Origin of the sequence: Shewanella sp. HL-SH5 (assembly GCF_051163755.1) — a bacterium.
GTDB lineage: Bacteria > Pseudomonadota > Gammaproteobacteria > Enterobacterales > Shewanellaceae > Shewanella > Shewanella glacialimarina.
The window spans coordinates 1,506,155-1,519,407 of the sequence record NZ_CP195038.1 but is presented as its reverse complement, the minus strand read 5'-3'; the positions used below and the strand labels follow the sequence as shown (position 1 = coordinate 1,519,407).

The window sequence follows — 13,253 nt, the reverse complement described above, 5'->3', positions numbered from 1 at the left end:
TTGCCAGTGATAATTTAATTATAGATACTATTACCCATTCATTTGGCTAGGTTTTGCACAAACGGCAGGCTTTAGCGGCATTTTAATACTCTAACGGGGTCATACCTTAATGAGTGTCTTTATAGGAACAGCGTATTTTTATGTTTAGATTTGTATTTATTTTTAGCTTGATAGCCTTATTAGGCTGTGAAAAAGTCATTGAAAAAGGCGAACCCCCGCAAACACCTGAAAGCGTCACATTAAGTTTTTTAGAAGCTATCTATAACGAAAGGGACGTAAGTAAAGCGTTACCCTACGTGACACCTGAGTTACGTGAAGTATTAGAACACTATCACATTGCCTCATCAGTACAGCGTCATGTGATGGGATTATCAATGACCGAAGTTAATATGAGCATTGATGAAATCGATATCGATTTTTTTCGTAAATTTACTGATGAAGTGACCATTATTGTCAAAATGGAAGGACTTAAAGGCGGTAGACCTTGGATCGATGACAGAACACTGCATCTAAAGAAGAAAGGTAAAAAGTGGATTATTGTAGAAGTATTACCAGAGAAAGGCCGTATTAGTGGTTAATAACCTGAGTTTATTATTGTTGCTCGAAGTACACTTAATCGGTGTTCAATCATTATGAACGACAACATACTGCTCACGACCTACAAAAAACTCACCAGATAAAAGTCAGTCAACCTTTGGATAACTCTCCAAAAATAAAACAAAAAAATAGCAGTCTAGGCTGCTATTTTTTTGTTTTTGCATTGTCGCTTGGAGTGTAACCCTAAATCTATAGGCCATTATTCCTCGTTCAAACCCTACTCTTCATCAGAAGGTAGAGACTCTAACACGTCGTCTTTTACTTGATAGTAAGCGTTTTCGTATTCATGAACTTCCATAATAACTCCAATCATTTCTTAGGTCGTTTAGGGTCTAGGCATGTTTATTTTTTGACTATTTTGTCAGTAACATTTACCTAGTAACAGAGAAGAGTACCAATCACGTTCTTCTGTCGGTGAGTATATCAACCTAGGGCTAATGATTACTAGTCCAACACCCACAAACTTACCAAAAACTTTCAGAATAGAATGTTTTTATTGCAACACAATCCATATAACAGCAAAAATGATGAAACACTTTCAGATTGCCAGTCACTTTTTATACCCTAAAAGCTGATATTAAGAAAGTATTACAATTAATGGTTATAACAAACCGCGTACTTTTACACTATATTTGAATTACCCCAACCTGTTTGTAGGGAATATATATGAATGCACTTGTTGAATATGAAGCAAGCCAGTTAGTGGCTCTCTTTAGGCAAAGTGATAATCTGGGTATGCATATGTTTATGGAACATATGAGTATCCCTGTTGATGTCCAAGATCTGCTGATTAATGAAATTTCAACCCTGCGCCAACTCGATCAACATTCTGTTGGTGAAGTTATTGAACACTATGGTCAAAGCTTGATGTCAGAACGTTTACTGCGGTAAATATTAGCTTCTATCGTTTACAGTTATCCCCATAAAAAACCTCAACTTAACAATAAATTGAGGTTTTTATCTGTGAAGAGCCTATTGAATTAAAACACGCTTTAAACCTGGCTGATGTGATTTAAAATTCGTTTTTCAGAAATTGGATACGCTGTGCCAAGTATTTGAGCAAAACACGACACCCGGTATTCTTCAATCATCCAACGTGCTTCATGTAATGCCTCTGGCACTGCTTGCAGTCGCGGGACTTTCGCTAATTGCGCTGCCAGCAATCCTTCAACCTTACTGATACTGTGCATGTGTATTCGGTCTCTACTAGGGTCAACAGGTAACTTATCTAATCGAGTTTCAATAGCGGATAAGTAACGAGCCACATCAGTCAGTTTATCCCAACCACATTCTTGCACAAATCCTCTATAGACCAATTTATCAAGCTGGGTTTGAATATCACTCATAGCAAAGGCAATATCTAAACTGATTTTACCTTTTAAGCGTTTTTTAATTTGCTGATAAATTGTTAGTACTTTTTCGACTTTTAAGGCAATTTTTTCAGCGGTGCTGTTGAGTTCTTGCCTGACCCAGTCTTTAGCTTGCTCAAATTGTTGTTCGTTGCGCACATCAAGGTTTTTTTCATCCAGTAATTGCTGCACAGATGCCTGAATAATATCGTCTATCAGTAATTGCACTTGGCCAAATGGATTAAAGTACATTGCCAGCTTAGCTTTGTTAGGCAAGGATTTTTGCAAATGCTTTACCGGTGAAGGAATATTGATCAACAATAACCGTCTAATGCCTAATCTGTGCTGCTTGGCCGCTTCTAACTCATCATCAAAAAGTTTAATCGACACGTCAGTTTTGTTATCAATTAACGCAGGAAATGCTTTAACCTCATAGTTGCCTTTACGCTGCTGATATTGCTCCGGCAAATGGCCAAATGACCAGCTAGTTAAGCTGTCTTGTTCAATACCTTTATCAGCCACCTGACGAATAGCTTTGGAGACGACACCTTGCAATTGCTCTTTTAACGGCTCGATTTGTCGGCCCTGGGCAATTAATTCGCCTTTATCATCTTCAATTTTAAAGTTAATTAATAAATGGGCTGTTAATTGGTTAAAGTCAAAATCATCTGCCGTAATGCGTGTCCCGCTCATGCGCAGTAACTGCTTACATAAGCTGTCGATTAAAGGCAATTCAAACGGTGTCATGGCTTGCACACATGCCCTGGCATAATCAGGTGCGGGCACAAAATTACGGCGTAATGTTTTAGGCAAAGACCTAATTAAGCCAATCACTTTTTCTTCACGAAGCCCTGCTACTAACCAATCAAAATCTTGCTCATCTATTTGATTCAATAACGCCACGGGTATGTGAACTGATACGCCATCATCGGCATTAGCCGGTTCAAAATGATAACTGACTTTAAGGGCTAGATTGCCTTTATGCCAAACTTCAGGAAAATCTAACGCTGAAATATGCTCAACACTGCGCTGCATTAATAAATCAGCGTTAAAGTCTAATAATTGTGGCTGTGCTACACGTGCTTGCTTCCACCACTTGAAAAATAGCGGCGCATTATAAATACCTTCAGGTATTCGTGGCTCATAAAAGTCCACCAGCACATCTTCATCCACTAAAATATCCCGGCGCCGAGATTTATGTTCTAGGCTTTCGATGTCATCGAGCAGTTTTTGATTATTGATAAAGAAGGCTTCTTTGGTTTGCAACTGCCCTTCTGCTAGCGCGCTGCGAATAAATATCTCACGGGCTTCAATAGCATCGATAGGACCATACTGCACACGACGTCGATTGACGATAGTTAAGCCATAAAGCACTTGATTCTCTAGTGCGACGACGCTGCCAGCTTTGGCTTCAAAATGTGGCTCAACATGGTTGATTTTAATCAAATGAGCTGCAAGTGGCTCTAACCATTCAGGCTGTATTTTGGCGCAGCAACGGGCAAATAATCGTGATGTCTCGGTTAACTCGGCCGCCATAATCCACTTAGGGCCTTTTTTAGCTAAAGGTGACCCCGGAAACACAAAAAACTTACGGTTGCGGGCACCTAGATATTCATTATTAACATCTTTAAAACCAATATGACTTAACAGCCCTGCTAGCAAAGCTTTATGCAAATTATCATAGCTAGCCGGAGTGTCATTTAAGCGCCATTTTAATTCGTGAACCGCTTGTTTGAGCTGAGTGTATAAGTCTTGCCACTCGCGCACTCGCAAATAGGCTAAGTATTCATCACGGCACTGTTTTCTAAATTGGCTAGCGGATAATTCGCGTTTCTGATCCTTGATGTGATCCCATAATTTAATCCAGCTACTAAAGTCAGAGTCTTTATCGGCAAAGCGATTATGGTACTCGTTAGCGGCTTGTTTTTTATCAATGGGACGCTCACGGGGATCTTGAATCGATAATCCTGCGGTGATCACTAATGTTTCATGTAAGCAGCCGTGTTGATTAGCTTCAAACACCATGCGGGCTAATCGTGGATCTAGCGGAATTTTAGCTAAGTTTCGCCCAAGCGGGGTTAACACTAAATCGCCTTTTTGCTTTTTAACCGCTTGCAGCTCTTCAAGTAGTAAAAATCCATCGCGAATATGTTTTTGCTCTGGTGGCTGAATAAACGGGAAACCAGCTATATCACCTAAACCTATGGCCAGCATTTGTAAAATAACCGAGGCTAAATTGGTGCGCAGAATCTCAGGGTCGGTAAATTCAGGACGTTGAATAAAATCAGTTTCATCATACAGACGAATACAAATACCTGGGCCAACACGACCACAACGCCCTTGACGTTGATTGGCACTAGCTTGAGAAATAGGCTCAATCGGTAAGCGCTGCACTTTGGTGCGATAACTATAACGACTCATTCGCGCCGTACCGGGGTCGATAACATAACGAATACCGGGCACAGTTAATGAGGTTTCTGCCACGTTAGTGGCTAATACAATGCGCCGACCAATGTGACTTTTAAATATTTTAGACTGTTCACCATAGGAAAGACGCGCGTATAACGGCAAAATTTCGGTATCACGATAATTTTGTTTACGCAGCATATCTGTGGTGTCACGAATTTCCCGCTCACCATTCATAAATATCAGAATGTCACCGGGGCCTTCGGCAATCAGCTCATCTACGGCAGCAAAAATACCATCGGTGACATCCCTATCAGGATCATTGTCTTGCACTAATGGACGATAACGGGTATCAACGGGATAAGTACGGCCTGATACTTGGATAACGGGCGCATTATCAAAATGCTGAGAGAAACGCTCAACATCAATGGTTGCTGAAGTAATAATGACTTTTAGTTCAGGACGTTTTTTAAGCACTTGCTTCAAGTAACCTAAAATAAAATCGATATTCAAACTGCGCTCATGCGCTTCATCAATAATAATCGCATCATATTGATTTAGGTATTTATCTGAGGTTAATTCTGCCAATAAAATACCGTCGGTCATTAACTTGATATAGCTATTTTCGCTGATAGCATCGGCAAAACGCACCTTAAATCCAACAACGTCGCCTAATGGACTATTCAATTCATCCGCTATACGGCTGGCAACACTGCGGGCCGCCAAACGACGTGGTTGGGTGTGACCAATAATGCCACGGCAACCTAAACCAAGATCAAGGCAAATTTTAGGCAACTGGGTGGTTTTACCCGAGCCAGTTTCACCTGCAACAATCACCACTTGATTGGTGGCTATTGCAGTCGCAATTTCATCACGCTTTTGCGAAATGGGTAAATCATCAGGATAGTTTATTTTAGGCCGATTTTGCAGACGCAGCTGTACTTTTTCAACCGATGCGATAGCTCTTGCTTCTAACTCTGCAATCGCTTTTTCTCTAGCAGCAATATTTGTAGGATCTGGCGATGTTTGTTTATTGAGCCGAAACAAACGACGACGAATGTAGGCCGCGTCAGTTTGCACACAACGCTGTAAAAATGCTTTGGAGAGTGGCTTAAGATCCGCGTTCAAATTTGTTTCCTTAGCTAGCATCGAAATCGAAAATATCGATCCTAGCAAGGAAGCTGACACATTGGTATGTTTTAACGCGTTAGTTTGGTGCCTTTTTAAGCATATATGACTTTAAAAATAATTTAGCCCTAGGCTGGTGATAAATAACATTGTTGCATGTAGATGTTCATCGCTTTTAATACATCTTGACGAGTTATCGCACCTATCACTTTGCCATGTTCTACCACAGGATAAATTTTGGGTTTTGCGCCTGTCATTTGTTCAGCTAAATGCAGCATACTGTCCTGTGGACCGACACTCAGTACATCGGTTTTCATACAATCTGTTACCATGCTAGTTAAATCACAGTGATAACTGCTTTTTAACATCACGGCAAGGCAGTCTTGTTGAGATAAAAAACCTACTAACTCGCCAGATTCACCCACTACTGGTGCGCCGGGTCTGTTACTGGTAATTAACTTTTCAACAGCAACCGCAATTGACATATCTGCTTTAAGCAACACAGGACGCTTGTCCATATAATCGATAATTTTAATTGAATCCATTTAATATCCCCATAATGATGTTTGACTGCCTGTTAATATTCCAACCTAAGCTAACAATAAATAAGCTTGGCAAATAAGGCTCAACTTCATAATTAAGTTTAGTCAAAAATTATTAAAGAGCATTAAAATAAATCTAATCATTTTAATCGATATAATCGATTGATTGGTTTTCAAAGTAAAAACTCATTCACACATGAAAACCACTCAGAACCTATGCTTATTTATCTCTCCAAATCATAATATTAGCAGGCTCATTACCCACCTTAGTGGCACGATACATACCCGAAGTATTAAACGGTGTAGCGATATTACCTTTGCCATCAATGGCAATCACACCACCAGTCCCGCCGGCTTCTACTAGCCTTTGGTTAATCACTTCATCCGCTGCTTGTATAATTGATTTTTGCTGATATTTAACCCGCGCGCAAATATCGGCAGCCACATTATAACGAATAAAAAACTCACCATGTCCTGTCGCAGAAATAGCACAAGTACCATTTTCAGCATAATTCCCTGCGCCAATAACAGGCGCATCACCTATGCGGCCAAACCTTTTTGCCGTCATACCACCCGTTGAGGTTCCTGCGGATAAATTACCCTGTTTATCTAAGGCAACTGCACCAACGGTACCAAACTTATAGTTGTCGTCTAATTTATTAACCGACGCTTGATAATCATTGTCTTGCAATTCTGATTCTATGATTTTCTTCTTTGCATCAAGTAATTGATTATATCTATGCGGGGTATCAAAATGTTGGTTTGGTACAAAGTCCATTCCCTGTGATATGGCAAACTCTTCTGCACCTTGACCATATAACATCACATGGGGAGATTTCTCCATCACAGCACGCGCTAAGTTAATCGGGTTTTTAATGTGACTCACTCCAGCAACGGCACCGGCTGCCATATTCCGCCCATCCATAACAGACGCATCTAACTCGTGTTTACCATCAAAGGTATATACCGCGCCAACACCAGCGTTAAATAATGGGCTGTCTTCTAATACGTTTATTGCTGCTTGCACAGCATCAAGACTGTCGCCACCTTGAGTCAAAATTTGATGTCCAGCATCAATAGCCTGTTGTAATTTATCGCGATAGGCTTGCTGCTGTACTTCACTTAAATCGGCTTCATTAATGGTCCCTGCGCCGCCATGAATTGCTATTGCAAAAGGTTTATTATCATCCGCCTGTAGGTTAAAACTTAAGCCAATTAGTAATGGCATTAAGCTCATCCCCACACTTAAACGGTAAAAAAGTTTATTTTTCATTATATTTAGTTCCTTTAGGATTAATTCTACCCATAGTTTGCCTTGCGACTTTAGCGCTTTCTAGCGACAATATACACAATATGCGCCTAAATCGGTAAGTACCTTAATATTGTTAATTAAATATCTAAAATTAAGCCTTTTTCTCATCATTACACTTGCTGTATTTTACAGCAACAGCATCATGGCGGCAGATGATTGGTTAACCGTGTCGATTTCGGGCGTTAAAAGCTCACTTAAGAAAAATATTATCTCCCACTTGGGGCAAAACCCTCAAAATGAAATACAGCGTCGGGCATATTTATTCGGTGTGGAAGACAATACCACCGAGGCCTTAGAATCCATGGGCTTTTATCGTGCTCAAATTGAAGTCAATGTAGTTGAAACTGAAACCGGCCCTTGGCAACTCAACATTAAAGTTGAGCCAGGAGAACCTGTAATCCTTCAGTGGATTGATATCGGCTTTGATGATGAAATGTTAGAGGATCGTACTTTTATGCGCTGGCTTGATGGGCTAACCATTAAACCTGGAGATTCATTACATCACGGTGTTTACGAAGACATAAAATCGCAACTGGTCACTTTAGCGTTAGCACGCGGTTATTTCGATGGTAAAATTACCCGTTCTGAAATTGTCATCAATCGAGATAAAAATACCGCCCAAATCAATCTTCATTTCCAATCTGGACAACGTTACCATTTAGGCGACGTAACCTTTGAAGGTCATACTCTTAACGACAACATAGTACAAGCACTAGTGCCGTTTAAACTTGATACCCCTTACGCCACGTCTGACTTAGGTACCTTAAACCGAAATCTAATCGACACAGGTTACTTCAGCAATATTAAAGTGTTGCCACAAATTGACCAAATAAAAGACGGTAATGTCCCCGTGCTTGTTGAACTGACCCCGCGGGCAAGTCATTCGCTAGAAATAGGCGCGGGTGTAGATATTGGTAATAGTAGTGATAACGGGGTTGAGCCTCGTATTCGGCTCACCTTGCGTACACCGCAGGTTAACCGTTTTGGTCATAAACAAGAAACCACTGCTGAATGGGCACCAGACAGACCTAAGCTGTTAACGACCTATACCATTCCCCTGACACATCCATTAGATGACCAGCTAAAAATAAGAGTTGGATTATTACGCGACAAATATGGCGTCACCCAGGAATACAGTGCCGATGATAGAAAGTTCGTCAATACTGGCCAATTAGAGTCCGAAAAATACCAAATAGGCTTTATTAGACAGCGTCGCACCGAAAGCAACTGGTTATTGGGTTACTCTTTTGAAGCCGTTAAGGAGTTTTATAATCAGCTAGATACTGACTATATGCCAAATTTTTATTTATTTGGTTTAACCATGTCAAATACCGTTCGCGGCGATAACACCCTCGATCCTAAATCGGGTTTTCGCCAAACCTACAGTGTTGAGTATGCCGATCCCAATTTAGGCTCGGCCATTCAATTAGCGCGTTTGCAGGCAAAACTGAAATGGATAGATACCTTTTATGACAAACATCGATTTGTCGCCCGGTTAGACATAGGCGCTAATATCGCGGATAAAGAAGATATTCCCTTTATTTCACCTTCACTGAGATATTTTGCCGGTGGTGATCAATCGATACGTGGCTATCGATATCAAGAGTTAGGCCCATATATTGATTATACTAATACCGAAGGTGGTATTTCACGGCAAGTTGTCGGTGGTCGTTACCTACTCGTCGGCAGTCTAGAGTATCAGTATTATTTAACCCCAACGTGGCGTCTAGCGACATTTATTGATGGCGGTAATGCATTTGATACCGACCAATTTGAATCTGTGGTCTCGGTCGGTGGTGGTGTTCATTGGATTTCCCCTATCGGCCCAATTAAGTTCGATCTTGGTTTTGGCTTAAAAGAAACTGAAACCGTTGATCGCTCGTTCCGTTTCCATTTAACCATGGGGACTGAGTTATAATGAACACGCCTAATAACAAGAGTTCAACTACTGCTACCCCACTAACGGCTAAGCAACAAGGTGAGAATGCCGTTTCAGACAGTGCCACATCTCAACAATCTCAACATGGTGTAGAACAAAACAAAGCTGAAAACTTAAAGCCCAAAGACTCTGTAGCCATAGATCTGCTTAAACAGCTATGGCGAACCTTTAAGTTCTACACCCGATTATTAATTTATATTCCACTTGTTCTACTTGTTGTTGCTGCATTAGTGCTTGGCACCTCCTTTGGCAGTAAAATAGGCATTATTGTCGCCAGCCAGTTAGTGCCTAATTTAACCTTAGATTATCAATCAGGCGCCATTAATAGTGATCTAAAGTTACACTATGCATCTTGGTCGATGGACGGAATGAGTGTTGAAATTGAAGGCCTGACTCTGGACTGGTTACCACGCTGTTTTATCAACAAACAGCTTTGTGTCAATAACCTAGAAGCATCTACTGTTAAGGTCAACATTCAAACTGACCAGTTTAGCAATACCGCTAAAGTAAATGAAAATGCCAGTGTTGATGATGCTTCATTAGAAGAACTTGCGTTACTGCAACTGCCATTTGACATTAGCCTCAATCACGCTGAATTAACCAACGTGAATATCACTGTAAACGACATGCATTATAATGCCGCGCGACTCAAGGCCCAGGCAATTTGGAATGAAACAGGCTTAAAGGTCGAGCACCTAAGCAGCGTTGGACTAGAAGTGATTATTCCGCAAAGTGACGGAATCAATGATGTTCAAGTAGTATCTGATGCCAACAAACAATGGCCATTAGCTCAATTACCTGCGGTTTATCTTCCGTTTCGATTATTCGTAAAACAATTAACCTCAGTTGATAGCATGCTCCAGCTAGGTGATAGAAAAGACGTATTCGAGCTCATTAACCTTTCGGGTAATTATATTGGCTACAACGTCAGTATCAGCCAGCTACTTGTCAATCATACCTATGGCAATATTGATTTAATCGGTGATATTCATTTAGTTGACCATTATCCGATGGATATCAAGATCAAAGCACAAATAGATAATATTACTGAAATACCGCATTTACATGATCAAACCCTAAACCTTGAAATGACAGATAACCTAAGTAACTTAGGTATTGAGTTAAAAGTCGCTGGCAATACCCGAGTCAATTTGCAAGGTGTGATCGATTTAACTCGCCCCACGGTGCCATTTGATGTGAAATTAACCGACAGCAAACTTATCTGGCCATTAGAAAATGAGTTATACATTGCTGATATCAAAAACCTGAATGCTAAAGGGTCAATCGACACCATTAAAGGCCAATTATCAGGGACCTTTATCAGCCCTTATCAACCAGAGCTAAGCTTAGATTCCACATTCGCTTACCAGCAACAAACCCTAACATTCAACAACCTTGATATAGCATCCGAAGCAGGTAATTTTAATATTGCTGGCGACATAAACTTAGCGGACAACATTTCGTGGCAAGTGAATGTCAGCATGCAAGATCTTCGGCTACAGCAAATTCAATGGTTAAATCAACATTTGCCAATGCGCAGTAAAATTAGCGGTCAGTTCAACACCCATGGCAACATTGCTAATAAAAAATGGAACATAGGTATCGATGACGCGAGCCTACAAGGACGTATGAATGGCTACCCTTTGACGCTCGAAGGACAAGTTATCGTTGATCAAGATTTTGCGGTTAATGCTAACAACCTACATGCTACCGCTTTAGGTGCTGACTTATTCGTTAATGGTCAAGTTGATGACATGTGGGATATCGACCTAGAGCTGAACGTCCCCGATCTAAGCCAATGGCTAGCGGGTGCCAGAGGTAATTTACATGCCAAAGTGGATGTAACAGGTGAAAATAGCCATCCTAATGTCGATCTCAGCGCCGAAATGCAAAACACAAGCTACATGGGTGCAAAATTAGATAATCTGAGCTTAAAAGCGCATTACCTGCCATTTGACAAGCATGAGTATTCGTTATTACTAAGCAGTCAGAATATTTATTATAAGGGTTATAAACTCACTAGTTTACAACTCGACAGCAAGGGCGATGAGAGCCAACAAATAAGTTCAATTAATGCCAGCGGTGATACCAGCATTAAAAGTGAATTAATCAGCCAAACTGATCTTATAAAGCAAACGATAAGCGCACAACTTAACCAGTTAAATATTGACAATATACTGGGGAGCTGGCAATTAGATGCGCCTCTTTCAGTAGCATGGGATCAACTTAAAAATCGAGGCAACATAAACGCTTTTTGTATCAGCCACCCCAGTAATAAATTTTGCCTCACCAACAATGTCACCCTCGGGCCTACAGGCCAGGCTGAGATAAATTTCAGTGGTAACCCAGGTCAACTTTTTGCTCCAATAATGTCAAAAAATATTGATTGGAACGGTAATGCAGCATTAACCAGTCAAATTAATTGGCAACCTAAACATAAGCCGACAGCATCGGTCAATTTCACCCTTTTACCGGGTAATATTAAGTTAATTCGTAATACTAACAACATCGTCAGTATTGATTATCAACAGCTATTGCTTACAGCTAATTTAGATGAGAAGCAATTGCGTACCACAATCAGTGCTGATTCAGAGGGCATCGCCAGCTTACAAGCTGAAATCAATGTCAATGTGACCCCAGATAAAAGTTTAGATGGATTTATTCACATAAATTCACTCAACCTTGAACCCTTTGGAGAGTTTTTCCCAAGAATCCAAACACTTCAAGGTGACTTATCTAGCCGAATTACATTAGCAGGCAATTTAGGCACCCCTGAATTAACAGGCAACATAAAACTAGCAGAAGGTGCTTTTGCGCTTTCATCTAACCCAACCTTGCTGGAAAAAATATACCTTGGCTTGCAACTTAATGGTCAACAGGCAGCATTGGATGGTCAACTTCATATTGGTGATGGACAAGCCTTAGTTAATGGCTCGCTCTATTGGCCTAATGGACAAGTGTCCGGAGACATAAGCTTTAAAGGGGATAATCTTGCGGTTATTCAGCCGCCAATTGCTATTTTAAATGTATCGCCAGACCTTAATATTCAATTTGATATGCAGCAAGTTTCAGTTAAAGGCGCATTAGATATTCCTTCTGGTCAAATTAAAATAATGCAGCTTTCTGAGGGCGGAGTCGCCGTATCAAATGATGTGATATTTAATGACTCAATATCTGAATTAGAAGTTAAGACCAGCCCTTATGCCATTTTAGCTGACATCAATATCAATGTTGGCAATGAATTATCCATTGATGGTATGGGATTAACCGGAAAATTAGCCGGTAGTCTAAGGCTTCAACAACAAGCATTTAAGCCACCACTATTATTTGGTGATATTAGAGTCACCAATGGTAACTACAAATTTATGGGCCAAACCCTTAAAATTAATGCCGGTGAAGTGCAGTTTGTTGGGCCAATAGAAGTGCCCAACTTAAATATTGAAGCGATTAAAGAAATCAAAGAAGAGGACTTAACCGCTGGAGTGCGAGTAACTGGCACGCCTATGCGTCCAACGGTTACGGTATTCTCCAATCCAGCAAAAGAGCAAGCAGAGGTTCTTTCCTACATCTTAACGGGCAAAGGATTTAGCAGTACTAACGATCAACAAAGCAACTCATTAATGATGGGCGCGGCGTTAAGCCTAGGCTCACAGGTTGATGGTGGTGCGATAAATAACATTGGATCAACAGCCAGAGGTGTTATAGAAAAGTTTGGGTTTTCAAACGTACAGTTAGATGCAAATGATGATGGCAGAATGGCTATCAGTGGATTCATTGGTGAAGACTTAATGATTAAATATGGAATTGGCGTATTTAATCCAGGCTATGAAATGACGGTAAGATATTACCTATTATCACAACTTTACCTTGAAACCGTATCAGGGACGATTAGCCAATCATTAGATATTTATTATAACTACGACTTTGATTAGTAAACTATCTCTACATCAATATGCCTTGAAGTGATATTGACCCTTTGA

Annotated in this window: 7 protein-coding genes; 4 read left to right on the top strand and 3 right to left on the bottom strand. The window is 40.5% G+C overall.

Features of this window, described 5'->3' with window-relative positions; genetic code table 11:
• Positions 1-140: 140 nt before the first annotated feature.
• Together ACRWQM_RS06580 and ACRWQM_RS06575 are read left to right on the top strand one after the other, a co-directional pair.
• Positions 141-578, top strand: a complete 438-nt coding sequence (locus ACRWQM_RS06580; protein WP_434926504.1) for a hypothetical protein — start codon at positions 141-143, stop codon at positions 576-578.
• Positions 579-1,263: 685 nt separating this feature from the next.
• Positions 1,264-1,488, top strand: a complete 225-nt coding sequence (locus tag ACRWQM_RS06575; protein ID WP_226414899.1) for a hypothetical protein — start codon at positions 1,264-1,266, stop codon at positions 1,486-1,488.
• Positions 1,489-1,589: 101 nt separating this feature from the next.
• On the opposite strand, the gene hrpA is transcribed toward ACRWQM_RS06575, so the two are convergent.
• From hrpA to ACRWQM_RS06560, 3 genes are all read right to left on the bottom strand, one after another.
• Positions 1,590-5,501: an ATP-dependent RNA helicase HrpA gene (gene hrpA / locus ACRWQM_RS06570; RefSeq protein ID WP_434931638.1), complete on the bottom strand. Its 3,912-nt coding sequence runs from the start codon at positions 5,499-5,501 to the stop codon at positions 1,590-1,592.
• Positions 5,502-5,608: 107 nt separating this feature from the next.
• Positions 5,609-6,025 (bottom strand): CBS domain-containing protein, encoded by a 417-nt coding sequence (locus ACRWQM_RS06565; protein WP_434926506.1) that lies wholly within the window; start codon positions 6,023-6,025, stop codon positions 5,609-5,611.
• A gap of 217 nt (positions 6,026-6,242) precedes the next feature.
• The gene (locus ACRWQM_RS06560; RefSeq protein ID WP_434929079.1) at positions 6,243-7,259 is read right to left on the bottom strand and encodes an isoaspartyl peptidase/L-asparaginase family protein; all 1,017 of its coding nucleotides are present in this window, start codon (positions 7,257-7,259) and stop codon (positions 6,243-6,245) included.
• Positions 7,260-7,476: 217 nt separating this feature from the next.
• Between ACRWQM_RS06560 and ACRWQM_RS06555 the strand changes: the two genes are divergently transcribed.
• Together ACRWQM_RS06555 and tamB are read left to right on the top strand one after the other, a co-directional pair.
• Complete coding sequence (locus ACRWQM_RS06555) at positions 7,477-9,252, top strand: autotransporter assembly complex protein TamA (protein ID WP_434926507.1); 1,776 nt, start codon at positions 7,477-7,479, stop codon at positions 9,250-9,252.
• Complete coding sequence (gene tamB, locus ACRWQM_RS06550; protein ID WP_434931637.1) at positions 9,252-13,205, top strand: autotransporter assembly complex protein TamB; 3,954 nt, start codon at positions 9,252-9,254, stop codon at positions 13,203-13,205. Before ACRWQM_RS06555 ends, tamB begins: the two co-directional genes overlap by 1 nt.
• Positions 13,206-13,253 lie beyond the last annotated feature (48 nt).